Annotated in this window: 24 protein-coding genes; 14 read left to right on the plus strand and 10 right to left on the minus strand. The window is 60.3% G+C overall.

Going from position 1 to position 23,896, the window contains the following annotated elements:
• Positions 1 to 52: 52 nt before the first annotated feature.
• Genes alkB through ERD78_RS06845 form a run of 3 tightly spaced genes read right to left on the minus strand, consistent with a single transcriptional unit; the run spans position 53 to position 2,063 of the window.
• Positions 53 to 703 (minus strand): DNA oxidative demethylase AlkB, encoded by a 651-nt coding sequence (alkB, locus tag ERD78_RS06835; RefSeq protein ID WP_129968542.1) that lies wholly within the window; start codon positions 701 to 703, stop codon positions 53 to 55.
• A gap of 17 nt (positions 704 to 720) precedes the next feature.
• On the minus strand, positions 721 to 1,413 hold the full coding sequence (locus ERD78_RS06840) for a 2OG-Fe(II) oxygenase (RefSeq protein ID WP_245152407.1): 693 nt from the start codon (positions 1,411 to 1,413) through the stop codon (positions 721 to 723).
• Positions 1,414 to 1,445: 32 nt separating this feature from the next.
• Positions 1,446 to 2,063 carry a methylated-DNA--[protein]-cysteine S-methyltransferase gene (locus ERD78_RS06845; RefSeq protein ID WP_245152374.1) on the minus strand — a complete coding sequence of 206 codons (618 nt, stop codon included), beginning with the start codon at positions 2,061 to 2,063 and terminating at the stop codon, positions 1,446 to 1,448.
• Between the two features lie 95 nt (positions 2,064 to 2,158).
• Between ERD78_RS06845 and pcp the strand changes: the two genes are divergently transcribed.
• Entirely contained in the window at positions 2,159 to 2,806 is a 648-nt protein-coding gene (gene pcp, locus ERD78_RS06850) for a pyroglutamyl-peptidase I (RefSeq protein ID WP_129968544.1), read from the plus strand.
• Between the two features lie 6 nt (positions 2,807 to 2,812).
• Here the strand turns inward: pcp and ERD78_RS06855 are convergent, their stop codons facing one another.
• A complete protein-coding gene (locus tag ERD78_RS06855) occupies positions 2,813 to 3,574 on the minus strand; it encodes an SDR family NAD(P)-dependent oxidoreductase (protein ID WP_129968545.1) in 762 nt (253 codons plus the stop codon).
• A 66-nt stretch (positions 3,575 to 3,640) separates the two neighbouring features.
• On the opposite strand from ERD78_RS06855, the gene ERD78_RS06860 reads away from it, so the two are divergent.
• The 4 genes from ERD78_RS06860 (at position 3,641) to ERD78_RS06875 (ending at position 8,077) form a co-directional block, all read left to right on the plus strand.
• Positions 3,641 to 4,819 carry an MFS transporter gene (locus tag ERD78_RS06860; RefSeq protein ID WP_129968546.1) on the plus strand — a complete coding sequence of 393 codons (1,179 nt, stop codon included), beginning with the start codon at positions 3,641 to 3,643 and terminating at the stop codon, positions 4,817 to 4,819.
• A gap of 77 nt (positions 4,820 to 4,896) precedes the next feature.
• The gene (locus ERD78_RS06865) at positions 4,897 to 5,772 is read left to right on the plus strand and encodes a LysR family transcriptional regulator (protein WP_129968547.1); all 876 of its coding nucleotides are present in this window, start codon (positions 4,897 to 4,899) and stop codon (positions 5,770 to 5,772) included.
• 117 nt (positions 5,773 to 5,889) lie between these two features.
• Positions 5,890 to 6,657, plus strand: a complete 768-nt coding sequence (locus ERD78_RS06870) for an aldolase (protein WP_129968548.1) — start codon at positions 5,890 to 5,892, stop codon at positions 6,655 to 6,657.
• 79 nt (positions 6,658 to 6,736) lie between these two features.
• Positions 6,737 to 8,077 (plus strand): MFS transporter, encoded by a 1,341-nt coding sequence (locus ERD78_RS06875; RefSeq protein ID WP_209019955.1) that lies wholly within the window; start codon positions 6,737 to 6,739, stop codon positions 8,075 to 8,077.
• Positions 8,078 to 8,177: 100 nt separating this feature from the next.
• Here ERD78_RS06875 and ERD78_RS06880 read toward each other — a convergent pair whose 3' ends face one another.
• Positions 8,178 to 9,095: a DMT family transporter gene (locus ERD78_RS06880; RefSeq protein WP_129968549.1), complete on the minus strand. Its 918-nt coding sequence runs from the start codon at positions 9,093 to 9,095 to the stop codon at positions 8,178 to 8,180.
• 166 nt (positions 9,096 to 9,261) lie between these two features.
• On the opposite strand from ERD78_RS06880, the gene ERD78_RS06885 reads away from it, so the two are divergent.
• The gene (locus ERD78_RS06885) at positions 9,262 to 9,702 is read left to right on the plus strand and encodes an Lrp/AsnC family transcriptional regulator (RefSeq protein ID WP_129968550.1); all 441 of its coding nucleotides are present in this window, start codon (positions 9,262 to 9,264) and stop codon (positions 9,700 to 9,702) included.
• Between the two features lie 33 nt (positions 9,703 to 9,735).
• Here the strand turns inward: ERD78_RS06885 and ERD78_RS06890 are convergent, their stop codons facing one another.
• Positions 9,736 to 10,605 (minus strand): DUF72 domain-containing protein, encoded by an 870-nt coding sequence (locus tag ERD78_RS06890; protein ID WP_129968551.1) that lies wholly within the window; start codon positions 10,603 to 10,605, stop codon positions 9,736 to 9,738.
• Positions 10,606 to 10,760: 155 nt separating this feature from the next.
• On the opposite strand from ERD78_RS06890, the gene ERD78_RS06895 reads away from it, so the two are divergent.
• Both ERD78_RS06895 and ERD78_RS06900 read left to right on the plus strand, forming a co-directional pair.
• Positions 10,761 to 12,422 carry an acyl-CoA synthetase gene (locus tag ERD78_RS06895; RefSeq protein ID WP_129968552.1) on the plus strand — a complete coding sequence of 554 codons (1,662 nt, stop codon included), beginning with the start codon at positions 10,761 to 10,763 and terminating at the stop codon, positions 12,420 to 12,422.
• Positions 12,423 to 12,541: 119 nt separating this feature from the next.
• On the plus strand, positions 12,542 to 13,024 hold the full coding sequence (locus ERD78_RS06900) for a YajQ family cyclic di-GMP-binding protein (protein ID WP_129968553.1): 483 nt from the start codon (positions 12,542 to 12,544) through the stop codon (positions 13,022 to 13,024).
• On the opposite strand, the gene ERD78_RS06905 is transcribed toward ERD78_RS06900, so the two are convergent.
• From ERD78_RS06905 to ERD78_RS06915, 3 genes are read right to left on the minus strand one after another with little or no spacing between them, the layout of a single operon-like run.
• Positions 13,025 to 13,921: a dihydrodipicolinate synthase family protein gene (locus ERD78_RS06905; protein WP_129968554.1), complete on the minus strand. Its 897-nt coding sequence runs from the start codon at positions 13,919 to 13,921 to the stop codon at positions 13,025 to 13,027.
• Between the two features lie 58 nt (positions 13,922 to 13,979).
• The gene (locus ERD78_RS06910) at positions 13,980 to 14,741 is read right to left on the minus strand and encodes an ABC transporter permease (protein ID WP_129968555.1); all 762 of its coding nucleotides are present in this window, start codon (positions 14,739 to 14,741) and stop codon (positions 13,980 to 13,982) included.
• The gene (locus ERD78_RS06915; protein WP_129968556.1) at positions 14,738 to 15,664 is read right to left on the minus strand and encodes an ABC transporter ATP-binding protein; all 927 of its coding nucleotides are present in this window, start codon (positions 15,662 to 15,664) and stop codon (positions 14,738 to 14,740) included. The genes ERD78_RS06910 and ERD78_RS06915 overlap by 4 nt, the downstream gene beginning before the upstream one ends.
• Before the next feature lie 93 nt (positions 15,665 to 15,757).
• Between ERD78_RS06915 and ERD78_RS06920 the strand changes: the two genes are divergently transcribed.
• The 6 genes from ERD78_RS06920 to ERD78_RS06945 all read left to right on the plus strand — a co-directional run bounded on the left by ERD78_RS06920 (position 15,758) and on the right by ERD78_RS06945 (position 22,079).
• Entirely contained in the window at positions 15,758 to 17,347 is a 1,590-nt protein-coding gene (locus ERD78_RS06920; protein WP_209019956.1) for an NAD(P)H-hydrate dehydratase, read from the plus strand.
• Between the two features lie 61 nt (positions 17,348 to 17,408).
• Positions 17,409 to 18,260: an HAD family hydrolase gene (locus tag ERD78_RS06925; RefSeq protein ID WP_129968557.1), complete on the plus strand. Its 852-nt coding sequence runs from the start codon at positions 17,409 to 17,411 to the stop codon at positions 18,258 to 18,260.
• A gap of 85 nt (positions 18,261 to 18,345) precedes the next feature.
• Positions 18,346 to 18,795: a tRNA adenosine(34) deaminase TadA gene (gene tadA / locus ERD78_RS06930; protein ID WP_129969079.1), complete on the plus strand. Its 450-nt coding sequence runs from the start codon at positions 18,346 to 18,348 to the stop codon at positions 18,793 to 18,795.
• A gap of 42 nt (positions 18,796 to 18,837) precedes the next feature.
• Entirely contained in the window at positions 18,838 to 19,776 is a 939-nt protein-coding gene (locus ERD78_RS06935; RefSeq protein ID WP_129968558.1) for an LD-carboxypeptidase, read from the plus strand.
• Positions 19,777 to 19,867: 91 nt separating this feature from the next.
• Complete coding sequence (locus ERD78_RS06940) at positions 19,868 to 21,469, plus strand: ABC-F family ATPase (protein ID WP_129968559.1); 1,602 nt, start codon at positions 19,868 to 19,870, stop codon at positions 21,467 to 21,469.
• A 7-nt stretch (positions 21,470 to 21,476) separates the two neighbouring features.
• Complete coding sequence (locus ERD78_RS06945) at positions 21,477 to 22,079, plus strand: IMPACT family protein (RefSeq protein ID WP_129968560.1); 603 nt, start codon at positions 21,477 to 21,479, stop codon at positions 22,077 to 22,079.
• A 285-nt stretch (positions 22,080 to 22,364) separates the two neighbouring features.
• On the opposite strand, the gene ERD78_RS06950 is transcribed toward ERD78_RS06945, so the two are convergent.
• On the minus strand, positions 22,365 to 23,873 hold the full coding sequence (locus ERD78_RS06950) for an MDR family MFS transporter (protein ID WP_129968561.1): 1,509 nt from the start codon (positions 23,871 to 23,873) through the stop codon (positions 22,365 to 22,367).
• Positions 23,874 to 23,896: the final 23 nt, after the last annotated feature.

Raw genomic sequence — 23,896 nt, forward strand, 5'->3', positions numbered from 1 at the left:
TTAGTTCAACCGCAAGCAAGCCGTTTCTTGCGGTTGAATTCGACGATCAGTATCAACCCGCCTTGCGGAAGGTGAAGTTGATGCGCTGGCGCCCGAGGGCGGGATGAGGATTGTCCTTCAGCGGCATTATGCCGTGATACCTCATGCGGTCCTCCGCACCCCACACCGCTATATCGCCGTGATAAAGCGGTGTCTTGAGTGGCCGGTCCGATCGGCGCAATCCGCCAAACAGAAAAATCGCCGGCATGCCCAGGGATACGGAGACGATGGGTGCGCCGAAGTCCTGCTCGTTCTTGTCTTGATGCAAGGACATGCGTGCGCCCGGGACATAGCGGTTGATCAGGCAGGCATCCGGATCGAAGTGTTCAAAGCCCGCCGCCGAGGCGGCATCACGCGCGAGCTGACCGAAGAGTGCAGGCATGGCTGGCCATGGCTTGCCGGTGGCGGGGTCGGTACCTCGGTAGCGGTAGCCGTGCCTGTCGGTGGTCCAGCCCAGCGGGCCGCAGTTCGTCAGTGCAACCGACATCGTAAACCCGCCCGGCGTCGTCATATGGCGAAAAGGCGAGATTGCCTCGATCGCCGCGATGGCGGACAGAAGGCCTTCCACACATGGCAATGCAAATCCACGCAGCACGACGGCACGTGGCCCGATGGGTTCGGGCAGGCCTGGCGCCGGATCCGGGAAGAGGTCGAGAGTGGTCATGCCTGACATGCACACGCCTAACGCGCATCGTGAAAAATGATGCCGACGGTATGGCGTTCGCCACTATGCAACCGGCTGACGCCATGACGCATGACGGCTTTGCGCGTACCGCCGCGTTTGCCCGGCGTGGCCCTGTGGTTGACGGCGAACACCACGGCATCACCCTGGCCCAGGGCGACCACCTCGGCGCGTTGGTTGCTTGATGTGGTTTGCGTCATGACGAACTCCCCACCTGTAAAGCCACTGCCGGGTTCGGACAGAAGAACGGTGGCCTGCAAGGGAAAAACATGATCGCCATAGATATCCTGATGAAGACAGTTGTAGTCGCCCTCGCCGTATTTCAGCATAAGCGGCGTGGGCCGTGTTTGTCCGGCCCGATGGCAGCGATCCAGAAATGCTTCCAGTGTATCTGGGTACTGTACGTCTATGCCAAGCTGACGGTTCCAGCGATTGGCAATGGGTGCAAGGCGCGGATACAGGGCTTGGCGCAGTTGCTGCAACAGTGGCGGAAGCGGGTAGGAAAAGTATTTGTACTCGCCGCGCCCGAAGCCATGGCGGGACATCACGACGCGGCTGCGATACAGGTCATCGACGGGATAAAGCATCGCCAGCGTCCGGCACTGTTCGCGAGTCAGCAGGGCCGGCAGTACGGCATAGCCTCTTTCATCGAGATCCAGTTCGGCGCTGATCCAGTCAGGCTGTTCTGGCATGGCGGCATTGCGGCTGGATGCCTTGCACGCCGTCATTGTCTTCGTTCCTGCTCAATCAGCGCGCGTTTGCGCGCGATACCCCACCGGTAGCCCGTGATCGAGCCATCGCTGCGCACCACGCGATGGCAAGGAATGGCGATGGCCAGGACATTCGATGCACATGCGCCTGCCACGGCGCGTACCGCATCAGGTCTGCAGACCTGCCTGGCGAGCTCTGTGTAGCTGCACGTCTGCCCGGATGGAATATGGCACAGCGCCCGCCAGACTTTTTGCTGAAACGGCGTTCCGCCAATGTCCAGATCAACCGCGTGGGTCGGCGGCATTCTTTCCAGGAATGCAATGACCTGATGCAGGTCTTCTTGCAACGCTGCCTGGTCCCTCAGCAACTTCTCGCGGGGAAATGCCTGGGTCAGTTGGCCGACCAGCGCGTCCGCGCTGTCGTCGATGAAGATGGCGCAAATACCGGCCTGGCTGCGGCCAATCAGCACCTGGCCAAGCGACGATGGTCCGTGTGCGAACAGGATCGGCCCGCGCACCGAAAGACCAGGTGCGCGGAAGTTGTATCTGAATGGTGCAATGGCATGAGATTCCATGATGAGCTGCTCTCTGGTCTTGAATGACAGTGTCAGTGTAGTTAACCTGTCCGCCATTGAAACTCCGCCTCTTGCTGTCGAATTGTTTCGAGCCCTGGCGACAGGCATTCTATACTCTGCCAATCGATCATCCGCCCGCACTTCATAATGCCATGCCAAACATTCTTGTCACAGGATTCGAGCCCTTTGAGGCCGCCCGCGTAAATCCCTCGTGGGAAGCCGCCCGTGCCTTGGATGGCCGGGAGATAAGCGGGGCGCGCATCCATGCGCGCCAACTGCCTTGTGTCCTTGCCACAGCCAATGCTGCGCTGCTTGACGCCATGGCACAGGTCGAACCCGAGCTGGTGCTGTGCCTCGGACTTGCCGCAGGGCGCGCCGACGTTTCGGTGGAACGTGTGGCCATCAATATCGTGGACGCCCGCATTCCCGACAACGCCGGCAGCCAGCCGATTGATGAGCCCATTGTGCCCGGCGGCCCCGCGGCTTATTTTTCCACGCTCCCCATCAAGGCCATGGTGGCAGCACTGCGCGCAAAAGGCGTGCCGGCCTCGGTCTCTCAAACAGCCGGCACCTATGTCTGCAATGCGGTTTTCTACGGGCTTGCTCATCATATTGCGACGCAACGGCCCACGGTTCGCGGCGGTTTCGTGCATGTGCCTTGTCTTCCTGAAATGGCCGCCTTGCTGCCTGGTGCGCCCAGCATGTCGCTGGAAACACTGATATACGCTGTCGCAACCATGGTGGAGACAGCAATGGCAACGGAGCACGACATCAAGGTCGAGGCAGGCGCGCTCCATTGAATGGCGCTATAGTCCGCCCGCCACGCTCAGCACTGTACCGGTTACGTAACTGGCCTTGCCGGACAGCAGCCAGGCCACTGCCTCGGCCACTTCCTGCGGCTGTCCGGGGCGTTTGAGCGGTATGCGCTCGGCCACTCTGCCGGCGCGGTCGGGCGCACCCGCACGGGCATGTATGGTTGTGTCTATGGTGCCTGGCGAAACGGCATTGACCAGAATCCGGTCCGCCGCAAGCTCCTTGGCCAGCCCCACGCTCAGGGTTTCGATCGCGCCTTTGCTTGCCGCATAGGCAACATACTCATTGGGCGAGCCGGTGCGCGCCGCTACAGAGGAAATATTCACAATGGACGATGTGAAAGAGCGGCCCTGCCAGCGTCGAGCGGCTTCTCTGCACAGGCGCACGGGGCCCGCGAGATTGACATCGAGGACGTGTCGCAGATCATCGTCGGTCAGGTCGGTGAATTTCCCGATCTTCCCGGTTACCCCGGCGTTGTTGATCAGGGCAGTCACCGTTCCCAGGGACTCGGCGGCATCAAAGATCCGTGGCGCCGCGTCGCCAGCCGATACATCGACGCGCAGGCCGCGGCAAGGCCTGCCTGGCTGATCCAGCGCTTCCTGAATGCGCTGGGCTTCCTGGTCCGATGCGGAGTGGGTAAAAAGCACGCCGTAGCCATCGCCGTGCAACTGTTCCACAATGCAGCGCCCAATGCCGCGTGTGCCGCCAGTGACAATGACAATGTGATTGCCTGCAAGGCTTGTGTTTGGTTTCATCGCCAATCTCCTTTGATGTCAATGTTGTGTAACATACTCCTCTGTCATTGTGGCAAGAGAACCCATTTGATCAGCCGCCGAACTGTTGTCTGTCTTGGACTTGCCCAGCTCATGTCCTGGGGCGTCTCCTATTATCTGATAGGTGGGCTGGGCGAGGAGATGGCTGCGGCGCTTGGCTGGAGCCGCGATCTTGTGTACGGCGGCTTCACGGTTGCCTTACTGGTCATGGGGCTGACGTCGCCGTTGGCGGGCAGGCTGATCGATCGCCACGGCGGGCGGTCGGTGATGATATGCGGCTCCATACTCAACGCGGCCGGTTGTGTGATGCTCGGTCTGACGCACAGCGTGGCGAGCTATCTGCTTGCATGGATACTGCTTGGCTTGGGCATGCGGCTTACCCTCTACGATGCGGCATTCGCTGCGCTGGCGCGTATTGCGGGTCCTGCTGCGCGCGGGCCGATATCCCAGATAACGCTGCTGGGGGGGCTGGCCTCCACGATCTTTTGGCCGATAGGCCACTACCTGGCCGAGTTGATGGGCTGGCGCGGCGCGCTGTTTGTCTACGCCGCGCTTGCGCTGTTCACGATTTTGCTTCATTTGGCCATTCCCACCGCCCGGCATGATGCGCAAGCGCCTTCGGCAGGCGCAGCGCCGCTGCGGCAACCGTTGGCCCAGGGAAAGCGGGAACTTGCACTGGCAGGCGCGCTGTACGCCATGCTGGCCACGCTGGCGAATTTTCTGAACGCGGGGATGTCGGCCCACATGATTGCGATACTGGGCGGGCTTGGCGTGGCGGCCACGATATCCGTATGGATTGCAACACTGCGCGGTGTCGGGCAGTCGCTGGCCCGTCTGTGCGAAGTGCTGTTCGGACGGCATGTCGATCCGTTGACGATGAATCTGCTGGCCTGTCTGTTGATGCCGCTGGCGTTCATGGCGGGTTTGTACAGTAGCGTGTCGGGCGAGGCTGCCGTGGCTTTTGCCTTTGTCTATGGTGCATGTAACGGCATTCTGACCATCACCCGCGGCACCCTGCCTCTGGTATTGTTCGATCCGCGCACATATGGCACGCTGGTCGGGCGCTTGATTGCGCCCAGTTTCATTCTGTCGGCGGTGGCGCCGCTGGCCTACGCGGTGATCATAGAGCGTTTCGGACAAGCGTGGGGCCTTTATCTATCGCTGGCCTGTGCCCTGGCCATGTTGGCTTCGGCCGTCGCGTTGTGGGTGTTGTTCAGGCGGAAATAGAACAGTCTTTTGCACTGGCGCGTCCCAGGACATTGTAAAGTGCCCGTGTCGACAGTATTTCAACTGGAGGGGACGACATGGACGGCCAGGACAGGCAGCTGCGGTATTTTCTCAGGATCGCGGCGCTTTCCTCCTTGTCCAAGGCGGCCGATGAGTTGAACCTGAGCCAGTCGGGGTTGAGCAGGCATCTGGCCGCTCTGGAGGCTTACCTGGGAAAACCATTGTTCAATCGCACGGGCAGGGGTGTGACGCTGACGGAAGCAGGGCGCAAGCTGGTGGACGCTGCCTTGCCATCGTATGCCAGGATTGACGATACCCTGGAGCTGCTGCGCGATAAAGAAGGCATTACGCAAGGGGATTTGCGTATAGCCACCATTCATACCTTCAGCTATTACTTCGTGTCCGATCTGCTCGCGCGCTTTCTGAGCAAATACGAGCAGGTGAACCTTTCCGTCATGGCCCGCAGCTCCCCCGATGTCGTGTCCCTGGTGGAAAAAGGCAAAGCCGACATAGGCTTTGTATACGACTCGGCGGTGGCTTCCGAATTCCTGGAGTCCGTCCCCCTGTTCGTGGATGAGATGTGCCTGATAGCCTGTCCGGGCCAGTTGCCGGCGGAAACTGATGCGGATCTGTCAACCTGTCATATGCCACTGGTTGGCTTTCCAGAACACTATGCTTTGCGGCGCATGCTCAAGAGCGCCGGGCTGGATGACAGGGTAGTCGTGGTCGCGGAGACAATAGACGCCATGCTTCGGCTCAGTTCGACAGGCATCGGCGCCTGTGTGCTGCCCGAGCATATTCCCACGCAGTTGTTGGCCGACTATGGCCTGGTGAAAGTCAGGCTGGAAAAACCAAGGCTGCAAAGAATGGTGGTGGCCATTGTGCGGCATGATACGGCAGCCGAGACGCTGGCTCGACATCTGCTCGACATGGCGCGCTCGCAGAAAATCTGACACACAGGGCAAGCCACGGGTTTGCATAGCTGATATGAGTCTATGTGCATGGTTCTTTCGCTCTCCCATTCCTAGAATGTCTCAAGGCTTATATTTCCACCTTGAAGGGAGTCGAGAATGGATGCGCCACTCAGGGCGAAGGATTATTTTGATCAGCGGGCCACCCGGGAGATGCGCGAGCACTTGCACCCGGTGCAGCGCACAGTGCAGGAGAGCCTCGCGTATGCCTGCCGGATACTGGCGGCCACCGGGCAGGAGGCTGGGCTGGCAGGGCAGATCAGCGCCCGCTCGAGCAAGCCGGGATCATACTGGACACTGCGGTTCGGGCTGGGCTTCGACGAGGCGACGGCGGAAGATTTCATCGAAGTCGGCCCCGACCTGGAGACAGTGACCGGTGAGGGCATGGCCAATCCGGCGACCCGTTTTCATCTATGGGTATATCAGGCGAGGCCGGATGTAAACGCCATCATCCATGCGCATTCCCCATGGGTGAGTGCGCTGGTCGCCGCCCGGCAGCCCCTGGTTGTGGCGCAAATGGATATGACGCCGTTCTACGATGACTGCGCTTTCCTCGCGGACTGGCCTGGCGTTCCCATCGCCGACCAGGAAGGCGTTCTGATTTCCGAGGCGCTGGGCAACAAGCGCTCCATCATTCTGGCGCATCATGGGTATCTGACAGCGGGTTCCTCTGTTGAAGAATCGGCTTATCTGTCCGTGTACATGGAGCGAGCGGCCAGAATGCAGCTTCGCGCACGCGCATATGGCGAGCTTACGCCGGTACCCGGCCATCTTGCGCAGGAAGCGCACGATTATCTGCTCAAGCCTTCCATCGTCAAGGGCACGTTTGATTACTGGTGCCGCCAGGTGGACAAGAGCGGGGCCTGATTTCGGGTGATATCGCGTCTCTTTTTTGACAATCGACAATAAGCACAGAGTGCCGGAAAACACCGGCATGGAGGCAGACATGGCAAGAAACAATCCTGCGGATTCATCCGCGCGGTCACGCTCGTCCAGACATTATGTGACGGCGGGCATCGCAAGCATGATGGGTACCACAATCGAGTGGTACGACTTCTTTTTGTACGGCACCGCGGCCGCGCTGATTTTCAATAAAATATTCTTTCCAGATTTCGACCCGCTCATGGGTACGTTGGCCGCCTTTGCCACGTACTCGGTTGGATTTTTCGCCCGACCTCTTGGCGGCATCATCTTCGGCCACTTCGGAGATAGAGTTGGGCGCAAGTCGATGCTGCTGATTACCTTGGTGTTGATGGGCGTTCCGACTATCCTGATCGGGTTGATTCCCTCATATGAAAGCATAGGCTATTGGGCTGCAATATTGCTGGTCCTGCTGCGCTTTTTGCAGGGCGTGGCCGTGGGTGGCGAATGGGGTGGTGCGGTACTGATGGCCGTCGAGCACGCACCGGAGGGCAAGAAAGGTTTCTTTGGCAGCCTGCCGCAGGCAGGCGTGGCACCAGGCTTGATTCTTTCCTCATTTGCCATGGCGGGTGTAGCCGCATTGCCCGAGGAGGCCATGCTCAGTTGGGGATGGCGCCTGCCTTTTCTCGCGAGCGTTGTGCTGCTGCTGATAGGCTGGTTCATACGCGTGCGTGTGGCGGAATCGCCCGATTTCGAAGCCATGCAGACCGCCGGAAAGCGCGCTGAGGTGCCTTTGCGCATCGTGGTGAAGCATCATCCGCGCAGCGTGCTTGCTGTGGTGGGTGCACGGCTTGGCGAAGTGACTTGGTTCTACACGGTGGTGACTTTCGCGCTTGCGTATACAACAGGTACGCTGGGGGTGCCCAAGGTCGAGGTGCTGGATGCCATTATCTGGGGTGCGGCGCTATCCTTTTTCACCATGCCGCTCTTCGGCATGCTGGGCGACCGTATCGGGCATAAGCGGGTGTTTATGCTGGGTACGGTGGGCATATTGATCTGTGGCTCGATGTTCTTCGATTTGCTGGCAACACGGGATGCCGGAATGATCACGCTGGCCATGGTGGTGGCGATAGGCATTGTCTATGCGGCACTCTATGGCCCTGAAGGCAGTTTGTTCTCCAGCCAGTTTCCCCCCGAGGTACGCTACAGCGGTATTTCCTTGGCTGTGCAGGTGTCGGGTGCGATTGGCGGCGGGCTGGCGCCCTTGATGGCGACATGGCTGCTGGCATTGGGCGACGGCAGCCCCAGGTATGTCGTTTGGTATCTGGTCGGGCTCGGCGCTATCGCCTGCTTGAGCGCATGGTGCATGCGTGCGAATCCTCTGCCGGAGAAGATCGATGGGGCCCTGCTCGAGAGCCGCACATGAGGGCGTTGATGACGACTGTTGGTTGATTTCGGGCTGGCTCCGTCTTGGCGCCGACAGATGGCAGTGCGGCGCGTAGTTCACAAGGCCCAGCGAACCGGTATCAGCGCGGCAGGCAGGGCGCAGAGCGGCGGCCGCGAAACAGCCGGGTGAAGCGCCAGCCTTGGCGCATGCCGCCCGCAGCAGCCAGTATGGCCACGACACCCAGCCACTGCAGCCATCCTAGTTGATGGGCGAAGGCGATCCTGTCGACAAGAATGGCCACAATGGGATAAATGAAGGACAGTGCACCAGTCAAGGCGGTTGGCAGTCGCTGTATGGCCCCGTACAACAAGACATATACCAAACCGGTATGCACAATACCCATGGCGGCCAGGCTAAGCCAGGACGCAAGCGGCATGGCGCGCCAGCCCCCGACATCCGCAAGCGGCGCCAGCAGCAGTACGCCGGTACAGACCTGAATCAGGGCGATGAGATGCGGGGGGATACCCGACAGACGCTTGACGAGCAGTGCCGCCACGGCATAGAAGAAAGCTGCGCCCAACGCCAAGCCAATGCCGGCTAGATAGCTGCCCATGCCATAGGACGGCGCCTCGTGCTGGCCAGTGACGGCCAGCATTCCGGCAAACGCCATGCACAGCCACAGTATCTTATCGAGTGTGATCCGCTCGCCCAGAAACAGCGCGCCCAGCCCCACCAGCATGAAAGGCTGCGTGTTATACACCGCGGTCGCAATGCCGATGGAGGCGCGGGAGTATGAGGCAAAAAGCAGAATCCAGTTGGCAACAATGGCAACGCCGCTGACCACGGCCCAGGCAAAGCCTGTCCATCCCATGATCCCACGCTTCAAGAAGCCCATGGCGACACAGATGAGCAGCAATGTTGCGGCGCCAAATACGCAGCGCCAGAAGACCACATCATTGACTGGTTGGCCCGAGACCAGCACGAACCAGCCAACCGTTCCCGACACGAGCATGGCCGCAGTCATTTCCAGTGTGCCGCGCCGTATAGATTGATCCATTCCGAACTCCTGATTTGCACAGGCGTAAGTGTGCACCTGGCCCGCTGTTTACGCCATACAAAAAATCAGGAGAAAAGCTATTTTTTCCTTTTTTATATAGGATCATAGTAGAATAGTATTTCCAAGGAAAGGGATAACAGGAAATTCACCGGAAAAGAGGTAGGGCATGGATGATGTGGATCGGATTCTCGTCTCCTCGCTGGTTCAGGATGCGCGCATGTCCCTCAAGGCGCTGGCTCGCGCCAGCGGGCTGAGTTCTCCAAGCGTGTCCGAGCGGCTGCGCCGCCTGGAGGAAAAAGGCGTCATTACCGGCTATACCACTACAGTGGACCCACAGGCTTTGGGATACGGCCTTCAGGCCATTGTGCGCATTCGCCCGTTGCCCGGCCAATTGCACAACGTGGAACGGCAAATTCAGGCCATACCCCAGTTCACCGAGTGCGACAAAATCACGGGTGAAGACTGCTTCGTGGCCAGGCTGTCGGCGCGCTCCATGGCCGAACTTGACGGCATTCTCGACACCCTTGCCGACCGGGCCCAGACGAATACAGCCATCGTCAAGTCCACGCCCGTGGCGCGTCGGCTGCCGCCGTTACCGGAGCGTTAAGCGGCATGCCCCAACGACGCCCGCGCCGGCATGTCAGATTTTTTCCATGAGTCGCTGCGCATCGGCCGGCGCCTGCACCTTTTCATCGTTGTCGAAGTAACAGTAAACCTCTCTTCCTGCACGCCTGCTGCCGCGCTTATCCATAATATGCACGGCGTCATCGGGCTCTCGCCCCTGTGACCAAGTGCGCAGGCGTTCCGCCCACCGGTCCAGTGCCTGATCTCCGTATCTTCCTCCATGTGCGGTATGCGTGCCATGCAGGCGCACATACACGATGCCCGACGTAACATCTTCGGCATAAGGCCAGTTCTTTACGCTGTCCGATATGACCAGGCCGACGTGATGCTTGCGAAGCATGGTAATGAAATCCGGCTCGCAAAAACTTTCGTGGCGTACTTCGATTACATGATGCAGGCGGCGGTTGCGATCGGCTTTCACGCACACGTCTTTTACATGGCCGTCATGCCTTGCGGCCAGGGCTGCCGCCTCGTGAGTCGTATGGGGCAGCGATGCCAGCATGGCCTCGAGGATGTTGCGGTCGAACTTGAAATTGGGAGGAAACTGCCATAGCAACGGGCCAAGTTTTTCCTGCAGGTTTAACAGACCCGATGCCAAGAAGTTGGCCAGCGCGGTGCGGCTGGCATGTGAGTCGCGAAACCGCAGCACGTGAGTCAGGTAGCGAGGGCCCTTCACACTGAAGCGAAAGCCCCGTGGCGTGGCCTGGCGCCATTGCATGAAACGGTCCGGTGTCTGCAGGGAATAATGCGTGCCATTGATTTCTATGGTCTGCATCGCACGCGAGGCATACTCGAGCTCGCGCCGCTGCGGCAGTTCGTCCGGGTAGAAGGCGCTGCGCCAGCCTGCGTAACGCCAGCCCGATATGCCAACGCGTATGCGGGACATTGCATGTGCTCCCTAAAAGCCGCAGGTCAGCAATTTCCGGGCCGGACATGGCGCTCGATTAGGCTGGCGCCGCCATCAATTGGCGCAAATTCACCGCTGGGTCTATTATTTTGCTAACGCGGATTCACCATAAAACAATCAGGCAGGAGGCAATAATGCCCAGTATCTACGATCAGGATCTCCCTCAGACCCCGGCAAACTATACGCCGCTGTCGCCGTTGTCCTTCATCGAACGCAGCGCGCTGGTATATCCCGATCGCCTCGCGATTGTGCACGGCAGCGGCGAATCGGCTGTCCGGCGCAGTTGGTCGGAAGTCTATGCGCGTTGCCGCCGCCTGGCCAGCGCGCTGCAGGCGGCCGGCATACGCAAGGGCGACACCGTGGCCGTGATGCTCCCCAACACGCCGCCGATGGTCGAGGCGCATTTCGGGATACCCATGTTGGGTGCGGTGCTTAATGCGCTGAATATCCGGCTCGATGCCGAGATGATCGCCTTCATGCTCGATCATGGCGAGGCCAAGGCCATTATTGTCGATATTGAGTTTGCGCCCACTGTGGCCAAGGCGCTGTCGCTGCGCAAAAATCAGACACCGATCAAGGTGATTGACGCAGCCGATGCGCTCTACGTTGGCGAAAATCAGCCTGTGGGCGACCTGGACTATGAAGATTTCCTTGCGGGAGGTGATCCCGAATTCGCCTGGGAGCTGCCTGGCAACGAATGGGATGCCATTGCGCTGAACTACACCAGCGGCACCACGGGCAATCCGAAAGGGGTTGTCTATCATCATCGCGGCGCCGCTGCGGCAGCCATTTCCGCGATCCTGGAATGGGACATGCCCAAGCATGCCGTCTATCTGTGGACCCTGCCGCTGTTTCACTGCAACGGCTGGTGCTTTGCCTGGGCGGTGGCAGCGAGGGCCGGCGTGAACGTATGCCTGCGCCGCGTCGAAGCGCAGGCCATTTTCGATGCGATGCGCGAGCATGGCGTGAACCATTATTGCGGCGCGCCCATAGTGCATAGCCTGCTGGTCAACGCACCCGAGGCCATGAAGGGAGGCATTCCAACCGGCGTAAAGGCCATGGTGGCAGGCGCCGCCCCGCCGGCTTCCATGATAGAGGGCATGGAGCGGATGGGTTTCGATCTGCTGCATGTCTATGGGCTGACCGAGACCTACGGGCCCGCCACGGTATGCGCGAAGCATGACGCCTGGGATGCGCTGGACATCGGTGGGCGCGCGCGCCTGAATGCGCGCCAGGGCGTGGCCTACCACCTGGAGCGTGGCATTTGCGTCATGAATCCCGAGACCATGGAGGTTCTCCCGGCCGATGGCGAGAGCATGGGGGAAATCATGTTCCGGGGCAATATCACCATGAAGGGATATCTGAAAAACCCCAAGGCCACTCAGGAGGCACTGGCCGGCGGCTGGTTCCACAGTGGGGATCTTGCTGTCATGGATCCTGATGGCTATGTGAAGATCAAGGATAGAAGCAAGGACATCATCATATCGGGAGGGGAGAATATCTCGTCCATTGAGGTCGAAGACGCGCTGTACCGGCATCCGGCCGTACTGGCTGCTGCAGTCGTAGCGCGTCCGGACAACCGCTGGGGCGAGACGCCCTGCGCATTCATCGAGCTGAAAGAAGGCGCCAAGGTTTCGGTCGAGGACATGGTCGCGCATTGCAAGAAACATATGGCGGGCTACAAGGTGCCCAAGACCATCGTATTCAGGGAGCTGCCCAAGACCGCCACGGGCAAGATCCAGAAGTTCGAGCTGCGCAAACAGGCCGAGGCGCTGGACACGGCCACAGTGGCCTGACCCGTGATGTTTCCCATGCCATAATAAGATGGAGCACAGCGCGTATCCTAGGCGCGCTCATGAACTGGATGGCGGCGCGGCGTATGTTCGCGCCGCCGCCGCATTTGGGGAACAAAGATATGCCATCTTTTGATGTCGTTTCAGAGGTCGACAAGCATGAACTCTCCAACGCCGTCGATCAGGCCAACCGCGAACTGGCCACGCGTTTCGATTTCAAGGGCACCCAAGCCGAGTTCGAACTTGAGGGCTACGTGGTAACACAGTCTGCGCCCAGCGTATTCCAGCTGAATCAGATGCTCGACATCCTGCGAGGGCGGCTTTCCGCCCGCAAGATCGACGTGCGGTGCCTGGATGTCGGCGAGGCGCTGGAAAACGTGGCCGGGGCGCGGCGCAGGATCACGGTGCGGCAGGGCCTGGAGCAGGCCGTGTCAAAGAAGCTGATAGCTCAACTGAAATCGGCCAAACTCAAGGTGGAGGCCCAGATCAACGGCGACAAGCTACGCGTCTCGGGCAAGAAACGCGATGATCTTCAGGCCGCCATGGCGATGATGCGCAAGGCCGATGTCGATCTGCCGCTGCAGTTCAATAATTTCCGCGATTGATCACAGCGCGCCTATGTGGCGCAATACATCGCCGACTTCCGCCATGCCGGCGTCCGTCAATGGTGCCTGCGGAGGCAGCGGCTTGCCTACGTCATAGCCCTGCAGCGTGAGCCCACCCTTTATGCAGGCGGCGAGATTGTATTTTGCGAAAGCCTGGTTCAATAGCCAGAGCCGCCGCTGCAGCGCCATGGCCTGCCCCCAGTTCTGGCCTTTGCATAACTGGTAGAGTTGAACACTCTGCGCCGGGGCCACGCATGCGGGTCCCGCCATCCAGCCCACGCCGCCTATCAGCATGACAGCGGCCGGGATGTGCGCGCTGGCCGCGAAGACCTGCATGCGCCCCTGCACGCGGTTCATGATGGACAGCAGCCGGCCTGTATTGGACGATGCGTCCTTGATGTAGCGGATGTTGGGAATATGGCTGAGGCGCTCCAAGGTGGAGACACTGAGGTCGCTGCGCTGGAAGTTGGGATTGGTGTACAGCACGACGGGTAGCGAGGTGGCCTCGGCAATGGATTTGAAGTATTGGTAGACACCGTCGTCGTCAATGGGGAAATAGGCCTCCATGATGGCCAGTATGCCGTCCGCGCCCAGGTCTTCATAGCGGCGGGCCTGTGCCTGCGCATCCCGTATCGTGGTGGACGCCACGCCAGCCACCACCGGCACGCGTCCCGCGGTGGCCTCAATGGCAGTTCCAACCACTTGTTCCCGCTGCGCCGCGTCCAGATAGGCGAATTCTCCGGTGGAGCCCAAAGGCGCCAAGCCATGTACGCCCGCCGTGATGAGATCCTGGCAAAGGCGGGCAAGCACCTCGCACCGGATGTTGCCCTGATCGTCCGTGGGAGAAACCAGGTAGGGAAATACGCCGTGGAAATCCGTGTGTTGAGTCGTGGTCATGGAAGCCTCTGGAAGGTTTGCCAAGGGTGTGGGTGCCCGGATGCTGCTGGCGGGGATTTCAGGGCTTGAGCCTGTATCCGGTGCGGAAAATCCAGCTTACCAGCAGAATGCATGCAAGCAGGAAAAACAAAGTCATACCCAGGCTGACCGCCACGCTGACATCGGCCTTTCCAAAAAAGCTCCAGCGAAAACCGCTGACGAGATAGACCACCGGATTGAGCAGTGTGACCTTCTGCCAGAATGGCGGCAGCATGTCGATGGAATAAAAGCTGCCGCCCAGAAAGGTGAGTGGCGTGACAATCAACAACGGCACGAGCTGTAGTTTTTCGAAACCATCCGCCCAGATTCCAATGATGAAACCGAAAAGACTGAAGGTAAAGGCGGTCAGGAGCAGGAAGAGCAGCATCCAGGCTGGATGGTCGATCCGCAGCGGAACAAAGAATTCAGCCGTCGCGAGGATGATGGCCGCCAGTATCAGCGACTTGGTTGCCGCGGCACCCACGTAGCTAATGGTAATTTCAAGATAGGATACAGGTGCGGAAAGGACTTCGTAGATGGTACCGGTGAACTTGGGAAAGTAAATGCCGAATGATGCATTGGAGATGCTCTGGGTGAGCAGCGACAGCATGACCAGGCCAGGTACGATGAAGGCGCCGTAGCTGATGCCGCCGACTTCCGAAATGCGGTTGCCGATGGCGGCGCCGAATACGACAAAGTACAGCGACGTGGATATGACCGGAGCAACAAGGCTTTGCAGCAGCGTGCGCCAGGTACGTGCCATTTCGAAGGCGTAAATTGCGCGCATGGCATGCAGATTCATTTTTGTTCCCGCAGCAGATTGACGAAAATTTCTTCCAGCGAGCTCTGTTCTGTGCGCAGATCCTTGAAGGCAATACCCGCACTGCGCAGCGCTTCGAATAGGTCGGCAATATTGTGGTTGCCGCGCTGGGCGTCATAGGTGTAGACGAGTTCACAGGCCTCGGCGCCAGGTTCCAGTGCGTAGGGCGCCAGCGCCTCCGGTATGGTCTGCAGAGGCGCTTTCAGTTGCAGGATGAGCTGTTTCTTGCCCAGCTTGCGCATAAGCTCCGCCTTGCCTTCGACCAGCACGATTTCTCCGCGGTTGATGACGCCCACACGATCAGCCATTTCTTCGGCTTCCTCGATATAGTGCGTGGTCAGAATGATGGTCACGCCCATGCCGCGCAGATTGCGCACCAGCGCCCACATGTCCTTGCGCAGCGACACATCGACGCCTGCGGTGGGTTCGTCCAGGAACAGAATGCGAGGTTCGTGCGAAAGCGCCTTGGCGATCATGACACGCCGCTTCATGCCGCCCGACAGAGTGATGAGCGCATTGTCCTTTTTGTTCCAGAGGGACAGCGCACGCAATATCTTTTCGATGTGGTCCGGGTCGGCCGGTTTGCCGAACAGCCCCCGGCTGAAGCTGACAGTGTTCCACACGGTTTCAAAGGCGTCGGTGGTAAGTTCCTGCGGGACCAGTCCGATTCTTTCGCGGGCATGGCGGTACTGCGTGACAATATCGTGGCCGTCGGCCACAATGCGGCCGCGAGTGGGACTGACCAATCCGCAAATTGTGCTGATCAGCGTTGTCTTGCCGGCGCCGTTGGGGCCGAGCAGGGCGAATATTTCGCCGCGATATATTTCGAGATGGATGTCCTTCAGGGCCTGAAAACCGGACGCATAGGTTTTGTCCAGACCGGTAATGGAAATGACGGGCTGCATGATGATTTTCCTGTGGCTCTGCGGCACAATAGCATATTCGACAACAGGGCCGGATATTGTCCAGGAGACACAGACTCCGGCCGGGAGGCGCGCATGCCGGCATCCGATTTTCATACGTCTGCGCAACAAGAGCATTTCCATGCGGGGCATCCATCGCTACCTGCCTCTGATGACGCCAAGGGCTGTGCGTCGCCCGGTTTGATCGCCCTGCAGCGTCGCGATGCTTTGCTCGATCCGCACCAGATGAGCGAGGCCGACGGCCAGGCCATTGAACAGGGCATGCCAGGCGTTGCGCTCATGGAAGCGGCGGGTGCGGCCGTTGCCAATGCCGTGGCGCGCAGATGGGCCAGGCAGAGGGTGACGGTACTATGCGGTCCAGGCAATAACGGCGGCGATGGTTTTGTCGCTGCACGCCATCTGCGTGGCGCGGGCTGGATGGTTCGCGTGGGCCTGCTGGGCGCGCGCGAAATGCTCACAGGCGATGCTGCGCATCATGCCGCACTTTGGGATGGGCCCATCGAACCGCTGTCGCCGGCGCTCCTGGAAGATGCGGGGTTGGTTGTCGATGCGCTGTTCGGCGCCGGTCTGTCACGGCCCATACAAGGCGAAGCGCAGGCCGTGCTGCGAGCGCTCGCGCGGCGCGATATCCCAGTCTGCGCCGTCGATATCCCCAGCGGCGTGGATGGCGCCAGCGGTGAAGTGCTGGGCGTAGCCGCGCCGGCCGCCTTGACAGTGACTTTCTTCCGCAAGAAACCGGGCCATCTGCTTGAGCCGGGCCGAAGCCTGTGCGGCGCGCTGCTGGTCGAAGACATTGGCATTCCAGCTTCGGTGCTCGACGCCGTGTCGCCGGCTGTTTTCGAGAATACGCCCCGGCAGTGGCTGCATGCCTACCCCTGGCCTCAGGTGCAGGGGCACAAGTACCAGCGCGGCCACGCCATTGTGGTGGGTGGTCGTCTCATGACCGGTGCGGCCCGCCTTGCAGCCACTGCCTGCGCGCGCACGGGGGCGGGCCTTGTGACGGTGGCCGCGCCGCTCATGGCGTTTCAGATCTACGCGACGGCGCTTACGAGCGTCATGGTGCATCCTATACGCGAATCGGGATCCCTCGAAGACATTCTGGCCGATGCGCGCATCAATGCGGTAGTGGTGGGGCCCGGCGCGGGCATTTCCGACATGACGCGAAAACATGCCCTGCAGGCACTCGGCGGGGATCGCGCAGTCGTACTCGATGCCGATGCCATCAGTGTATTTGGTAGCGATGCGCAGGCCTTGTTCGATGCCATTCGCGGTCCTTGCGTACTCACGCCGCACGAAGGGGAGTTCAACCGTATTTTCCACGTGGAGGGCAGCAAACTGCAGCGGGCGCTGGATGCCGCCCGGCAAAGCGGCGCGGTGGTGGTCTATAAGGGACACGATACGGTCATCGCGGCGCCCGATGGGCGGGCCTTCATCAATACCAACGCGCCGCCGATACTGGCCACGGGCGGCACTGGCGACGTCCTGGGTGGCATGGTTGCCGGCTTGCTGGCGCAAGGCATGGATGCTTTCCTGGCGGCTGCGGCGGCAGTATGGATGCACGGCCAGGCAGCGCGACAGTTCGGTCCGGGGCTCATTGCCGAAGACCTTCCGGGGCAGATACCGCGCGTCCTGCGCAGGTTGCAGCGGGAAGCCCGCATCCTCTAGGCGCTTGCTCAAGAGGTTACACTTCAGTCTGTTTACCCCTTGGCAGTCGCCCGATCATGTTATGTCCGATGTAATTGCACTGGTCTTCGACTTCGACGACACGCTCGCGCCAGACAGCACATCCGGCTTTCTGGCCGAGATGGGCGTGGATGTCGCACGCTTCTGGTCCGAAGACGTAGGACCTCTGCTCACGGAGCACGACTGGGACCCCGTACCTGCTTATCTGTACCAGATGATCAAGCTGTCGCATGCCGGCACCCACGGTCCCATTACCCGCGAGCGGCTCGAGAACTGGGGAAGGCGTTTGCCGCTGCATTCAGGCGTTGACACGCTTTTCAGCCGGTTGCGCGCCATGGTGCGCGAGCAGCACCCGCAAGTGCAGATCGAGTTCTATCTGATCACGAGCGGTATCGGCGATGTGGTTCGTCACACCGCCATTGCCAGCGAATTCACGGATATCTGGGCGTCGGAGTTCATTTATGATCCCGAAGACGGGGGTATAGCCTTTCCGCGCCGCATAGTCAGCTTCACAGACAAGACCCGCTATTTGTTTCATATTCAGAAGGGTATTGTGGGGCCTTCCTCACGCAACAAACCCTTCGAAGTCAATCGCAAGGTGCCACCGGAAAAACTGCGTGTTCCCTTCGAACAGATGATTTTCGTGGGCGACGGCTATACCGATATTCCGTGCTTTTCCCTGATACGCCGCTCAGGCGGCGTCGCCTTCGGCGTTTGGGATCCGCGTCACCGCGACAAGCGCAGCCGCGCCTGGGGCTTTATTCAGGAGGGCCGCGTATCCAATCTGAATCAGGCGCGCTACGACGACGAGGCGGAACTCTACCAATGGCTGGAGGAAGCGGTGGAAAGCCTGGCGGGCCGCATTTCCCTGAACAGCAGGATATACCGTGGCTGACCCGGGTCATTCCGCCGTGCCCGCAGATGTTGTGGGCGAGGCCGCTCGAGGCTTGCCTGTTTTTGATAGCGCCGATATCCATGCCATGACGCTTGCGCTGGCTCAGGCCGAGCTGGCGGCAAAAAACGGTGAAGTGCCCGTAGGCGCCGTGGTGCTCGATGTCGCAGGCAATGTGATTGGCGCCGGCTTCAACCGTAACATCTCGGATCACGACCCGACGGCACACGCGGAGATCGTCGCGCTGCGTCAGGCTGCCGCCCATATGAAAAACCATCGCCTGCCCGGAGCCCGCCTGTATGTCACGCTCGAACCTTGCGTCATGTGCCTGGGCGCCATGCTGCATGCTCGGCTTGAGAAAGTGATCTATGGCGCCACCGATCCCAAGACGGGTGCGTGCGGGAGCATATTGGCATTGCAGGAGCAGGCGGCGCTGAACCATCAAACCGCTGTTAAAGGCGGCCTTATGGCTTTCGAGTGCGGCGAGATGCTGCGTGCATTTTTCCGGGCCAAGCGTCAAGCCAGGCGAACGCTCTGACACGCTACGCCCAATGAGGATATTTCAAGGAAGCATTCAATCATGCCACAGGCACCACATTCCCATCATGATCACCACAACCATCACGCTTCTCGTGGCATTTATCTGTTTTCGCCTTCCAGCGCAGTCGCGCAGCCCAAGACAGTGGAGAAGGCGCGGGATCGATTGGGCAAGCTGGGCTTCAAGACGGCCGTCGACAGGACGGCCCTGGCCGTCCATCAGCGTTTTGCGGGTACCGACAAGCAGCGCCTGGCAGCCATATCGCGCGCGATCAAGCAAAAGCATCCCATCGTCATGGCCACGCGCGGCGGCTATGGGCTCAGCCGCCTGCTCCCCGCCATAGACTGGCGGGCCGTGGCGGACAGCGGCAAGATATTCGTGGGGCAAAGCGACTTCACCGCCTTCAATCTCGCCCTGCTGGCGCAGACCGGCGCTGTCAGCTACGCGGGCGTGTCCGCCACGCACGATTTTGGTGGACCGCGCATGGACCCGCTGACGGCGGCCCTGTTCTGCGAAGCCATGCAGGGTGAATTGGAGGTGCTGGGGTTCGAGACCGAGGACGCCGACCCTGTCGATGCCAGGGGCGTATTGTGGGGCGGTAATCTGGCCATGGTGGCGTCGCTTGTGGGCACGCCTTATATGCCGAAGCTGCGTGGCGGCATCCTGTTCCTGGAGGATGTCGCCGAGCATCCATTTCGAGTCGAACGGATGCTCATTCACCTCTGGCAGGCGGGCATACTCCAACGCCAGAAGGCCATCGTCCTGGGCTGTTTTACCGACTACCGTCTCGCGCCTCACGACCAGGGCTACGACATGCCATCTGTCGTGGCGTGGCTGCGGGAAAATGTGAAGGTGCCGGTGGTCACGGGCCTGCCTTATGGGCATGTGAAGATGAAAGCCACGCTACCCATCGGGCGCAAGGTCGGCATTGCCACCGAGCCAGGCATGGCGCACCTGCTGCTCGACGAGCACTTGCATTGACTGGCGGGAGGATCGTGGCCGCCAAGGCTTTGAAATGGGGAACTTGCTAAACTTATATGTTTAGCCACTTCATTCTATCTGTTGCCATAAAGTGATATCCACCGCAAATCTCACCATCCAGTTCGGTCCCAAGCCGCTTTTCGAGAATGTCAGCGTCAAGTTCGGGGAGGGCAATCGCTACGGCCTCATTGGTGCCAACGGCTCGGGCAAGTCCACTTTCATGAAAATCATTGGTGGGGACCTGGAGCCGACGTCGGGCAATGTATCGCTGGAGCCGGGGGTACGTCTGGGCAAGCTGCGCCAGGATCAGTTTGCCTACGAGGATGTGCGCGTACTCGATGTGGTATTGATGGGGCACGCCGAAATGTGGCAGGCCATGACGGAGCGCGATGCCATCTACGCGAACCCCGATGCCAGCGAAGACGATTACATGCGTGCGGCAGAGCTTGAATCGCGGTTCGCCGAATATGACGGCTACACCGCCGAGGCGCGGGCCGGTGAGTTGCTTCTGGGCCTGGATATTCCGGTGGAGCAGCACGAGCAACCCATGCGTGAAATTGCGCCGGGCTGGAAGCTGCGGGTATTGCTGGCACAGGCGCTTTTCTCGAATCCGGATGTCCTGCTGCTGGACGAGCCCACGAACAACCTGGACATCAACACCATCAGGTGGCTTGAGGATGTGCTCAACGGGTATCAGAGCACCATGATCATCATCAGCCACGACCGGCATTTCCTGAATCAGGTATGCACACACATGGCGGATCTCGATTACCGCGAACTGCGTATCTATCCCGGCAACTACGACGACTATATGCTTGCGTCGACGCAGGCGCGCGAGCGCTTGAACACGGCGAATGCCAAGGCGAAGGAGCGTGTCGCCGAGCTGCAGGACTTTGTCCGCCGCTTTGCGGCCAATAAGTCCAAGGCTCGCCAGGCCACGTCGCGGCTGAAGCAGATAGACCGTATCAAGGCGGAGGCCGTCGAAGTCAAGCCGTCTTCGCGGCAGAATCCTTATATCCGCTTTGAGCAGGAAAAAGTCCTGCATCGGTTGGCCGTGACCGTGGAATCGATTTCCAAGTCCTATGACAAGCCCGTCATCAAGTCCTATTCGGCCATGATCGAAGCTGGCCAGAAGGTGGCCATCATCGGGGCAAACGGCGTGGGCAAGACGACGCTGCTGCGTATGCTGGCACAGGACCTTGAACCCGACAGCGGCAGCATAAAATGGGCGGAAAATGCCGACCTGGGCTATATGGCACAGGATGTTTCCGATCAGTTCCATAGCGACAAGAACCTGTTTGACTGGCTTGGCGACTATCGCCAGCCGGGTGATGACGACCAGGCGCTCAGGTCAGTGCTTGGCCGTCTTTTGTTTTCCGGCGACGAGATCGGCAAGGCGGTGAAAGTGCTGTCCGGAGGCGAAAAGAATCGCATGAGCTTTGGCCGCCTTATGCTGGGGCGCCACAACGTGATGTTGCTCGACGAGCCCACCAACCACCTTGATATGGAATCCATCGAGTCGCTGCAGTATGCACTGGAGCTCTACAAGGGCACCATGGTGTTCGTTTCCCACGATCGACAGTTTGTGTCGGGGCTGGCCACGCGCATCATTGAAATCCTGTCCAGCGGCGAGATCATCGATTATCAGGGCAACTACGACGATTACCTCGCCTCACGGGGCATCGACGCTTGATCCCGGCGTGGCCGACACCTATACGCTTGCTGGCTTGGCCACGCACCACGAGGAAATACGAAAAAGCCGCTTTGTGGCGCTTGCGGACGCCGTGCAGGCACCGGATGCGGCATTGGCTTTTATTGACAAACATCGTGTCGCCGATGCCAGTCATCATTGCTGGGCCTATCGAATCGGGCAGCAATACCGTTTCAGTGACGACGGCGAACCAAGCGGTACGGCGGGACGCCCCATTCTGCAGGCGATAGACGGACAGCAATGCGATTGCGTCGTGGTGCTGGTTCGGCGCTGGTTTGGCGGAATCAAGCTTGGCGCGGGCGGGCTCACGCGGGCGTATGGCAACACAGCAGCGCAGTGCTTGCGGCTCGCGGAAAAGGTTCTTATTGTTGATGAAATATTCGTGACGGGTGAATGCGGCTTTGGCGACATGGCGCGCGTTCGCGCCAGGCTGACTGCGCAGGGCGTGCGTTTCGTGGAGGAAGTCTTCGGTAGCGACGGCGTCAGCTGGCGGATGGCCATGCCGCGTGGTCACGCGGACGCTCTGTCACGCATGTTTGCGGACATGACGCGCGGGCAGGGAAGGTGGCGGCCCGATGCAGCGGCGGATTGATACATTAGGGCCAGGCGTTGCTGTTGCCTGCTCGGCCATCAGGTGCGTTTATGCTGTGTTGGGCTGCACCTGCTCGGGTGATCTCCAGGGATCCAGGGGTGTTGCCCGCACACTGCACCAGGCCTCGCGCCAGGATTCCTGATCCGGAGAAAGGCGCAGACCAGAGCCCTTCAGAAACGTGGCCGGCATGGCCGTGAGTTGGGCGAGCGACCGGCGGCGCACGCGGCCTGGCTTGCGATCATGGCGCCAGTCCGTGTTGCCAACGCGCCATCCGGTAATCCTCGGTCAGGGTGCCGCGTCGCCAAGCACTTCATTGCGCAGCATGAGCGTCAGTATTATGGCCAGGCATGCTACGGCGGCCAGCAGCAGGAACACCTTGCGGAAAGCCGCCTGCGCGGCTGTCAGAAGCTGCATCCCCGGCTCCGTGGTGATGGCCACGGTGTGGCCTACCATGTCCTTGATGATCTCGCCGCCGGACATATGGGCGGCCCATTCGGGTGCCGTGGTGTGGAGAGTGGCCAGCAGAACGGCCATGAAAACGGCGATGCCCACTGCGGCGCCCAGCGAGCGGCAGAAAGCGATAATGGCCGTCGCCACGCCAATGTGGCGGCGGGCGACGGCGTTCTGGACACCCACGGTTGAAGTGGGAAGCTGCATGCCTATGCACACGCCAGTCAGCGCGAGGCAGGCCAGCGCCATGCTCAGTGATGACGGCGAGACAAAGGCCAGCCCCAACAGCGCAAGCGGCACGCCTATGGTGCCGCATAGCTGTATGGGCTTGACGCGGCCGGTCCGGGTGGCTACCTGGCCGCCGATAAAGGCGCCGGAAGGAATGAGCAGGGAAAAGGGCACCAGTTGCAGGGCCGCCTGGTCGGCGGGCAGTCCCAGTATCATCTGTGCCCGCAGCGGGATGAGTACCGACAGCGACACAATGATGATAAATGCGATGAACATGACGCAACAGGAGAGCGACACGGTGGAGATACGGAACAGGGAGAGGGGCAGCACGGGCTCCGCGGCGCGCGTCTCGCGCCAGAGGAAAAAGACAAGCGCGAGGATGGTGAGAGCAAACATCTCGATATTGAGGCGGTCGAGCCAGGGGCTGCCTTGTCCCACGCGTGTAATGGCGATCAGCATGGGCGCCAGGGTCAATGTCATCAGGACCGCACCTGCATAGTCGACCGGCCGCTTGACGCGCGGCGTGTGCAGGCGCGCGAGTGTGTGGCGGGAAATGATGATGGCGGCTGCCGCCAGCGGCAGGTTGATCCAGAACACCCAGCGCCAGGACAGGTAGGATGTCAGGAATCCGCCCAGCAGCGGCCCTGACACGCTCGCGATGGCGAACGCGGCACTGATGTACCCTTGATAGCGTCCCCGTTCGCGCGGAGACACAACGTCGGCGATGATGGCCTGGGAAAGGGAAATAATGCCGCCGCCGCCAAGGCCCTGGAGGATGCGGGCCACGACCAGCCAGGTCATGCCCGTCGCCAGGGCGCATCCTACCGACGCCACAAGGAACACGCCCAATGCCCAGGACAGCATTACACGACGTCCATAGAGGTCGCCCAGCTTGCCATAAATGGGCGTGGAGACGGCCACCGCAATCAAATAGCCTGATACTACCCATGAAAGCAGATCGACATTGCCGAGGTCGGCGCCCATCTTGGGCAAGGCGACGGAAACAATGGTCTGGTCCAGCGCACCAAGCAGTATGGTCAGCATCAGGCCGGTGACGACGGCGCGAATCTCCGAGTGGGAAAAGGTATGCGGGACGCTTGGCTTGGGCGTGGTCATTGCAGCAATGCGGGCACAGCCAG

Origin of the sequence: Allopusillimonas soli (assembly GCF_004153445.1) — a bacterium.
Classification (GTDB): Bacteria; Pseudomonadota; Gammaproteobacteria; order Burkholderiales; family Burkholderiaceae_B; genus Allopusillimonas; species Allopusillimonas soli.

Excerpts from the sequence above, each read along its gene's own strand:
- alkB (WP_129968542.1), bottom strand. The coding sequence starts at position 703 with ATGACCACTCTCGACCTCTTCCCGGATCCGGCGCCAGGCCTGCCCGAA.
- ERD78_RS06840 (WP_245152407.1), bottom strand. The coding sequence starts at position 1,413 with ATGCCAGAACAGCCTGACTGGATCAGCGCCGAACTGGATCTCGATGAA.
- ERD78_RS06845 (WP_245152374.1), bottom strand. The coding sequence starts at position 2,063 with ATGGCGGACAGGTTAACTACACTGACACTGTCATTCAAGACCAGAGAG.
- pcp (WP_129968544.1), top strand. The coding sequence starts at position 2,159 with ATGCCAAACATTCTTGTCACAGGATTCGAGCCCTTTGAGGCCGCCCGC.
- ERD78_RS06855 (WP_129968545.1), bottom strand. The coding sequence starts at position 3,574 with ATGAAACCAAACACAAGCCTTGCAGGCAATCACATTGTCATTGTCACT.
- ERD78_RS06865 (WP_129968547.1), top strand. The coding sequence starts at position 4,897 with ATGGACGGCCAGGACAGGCAGCTGCGGTATTTTCTCAGGATCGCGGCG.
- ERD78_RS06870 (WP_129968548.1), top strand. The coding sequence starts at position 5,890 with ATGGATGCGCCACTCAGGGCGAAGGATTATTTTGATCAGCGGGCCACC.
- ERD78_RS06875 (WP_209019955.1), top strand. The coding sequence starts at position 6,737 with ATGGCAAGAAACAATCCTGCGGATTCATCCGCGCGGTCACGCTCGTCC.
- ERD78_RS06880 (WP_129968549.1), bottom strand. The coding sequence starts at position 9,095 with ATGGATCAATCTATACGGCGCGGCACACTGGAAATGACTGCGGCCATG.
- ERD78_RS06885 (WP_129968550.1), top strand. The coding sequence starts at position 9,262 with ATGGATGATGTGGATCGGATTCTCGTCTCCTCGCTGGTTCAGGATGCG.
- ERD78_RS06890 (WP_129968551.1), bottom strand. The coding sequence starts at position 10,605 with ATGTCCCGCATACGCGTTGGCATATCGGGCTGGCGTTACGCAGGCTGG.
- ERD78_RS06895 (WP_129968552.1), top strand. The coding sequence starts at position 10,761 with ATGCCCAGTATCTACGATCAGGATCTCCCTCAGACCCCGGCAAACTAT.
- ERD78_RS06900 (WP_129968553.1), top strand. The coding sequence starts at position 12,542 with ATGCCATCTTTTGATGTCGTTTCAGAGGTCGACAAGCATGAACTCTCC.
- ERD78_RS06905 (WP_129968554.1), bottom strand. The coding sequence starts at position 13,921 with ATGACCACGACTCAACACACGGATTTCCACGGCGTATTTCCCTACCTG.
- ERD78_RS06910 (WP_129968555.1), bottom strand. The coding sequence starts at position 14,741 with ATGAATCTGCATGCCATGCGCGCAATTTACGCCTTCGAAATGGCACGT.
- ERD78_RS06915 (WP_129968556.1), bottom strand. The coding sequence starts at position 15,664 with ATGCAGCCCGTCATTTCCATTACCGGTCTGGACAAAACCTATGCGTCC.
- ERD78_RS06920 (WP_209019956.1), top strand. The coding sequence starts at position 15,758 with ATGCCGGCATCCGATTTTCATACGTCTGCGCAACAAGAGCATTTCCAT.
- ERD78_RS06925 (WP_129968557.1), top strand. The coding sequence starts at position 17,409 with ATGTCCGATGTAATTGCACTGGTCTTCGACTTCGACGACACGCTCGCG.
- tadA (WP_129969079.1), top strand. The coding sequence starts at position 18,346 with ATGACGCTTGCGCTGGCTCAGGCCGAGCTGGCGGCAAAAAACGGTGAA.
- ERD78_RS06935 (WP_129968558.1), top strand. The coding sequence starts at position 18,838 with ATGCCACAGGCACCACATTCCCATCATGATCACCACAACCATCACGCT.
- ERD78_RS06950 (WP_129968561.1), bottom strand. The coding sequence starts at position 23,873 with ATGACCACGCCCAAGCCAAGCGTCCCGCATACCTTTTCCCACTCGGAG.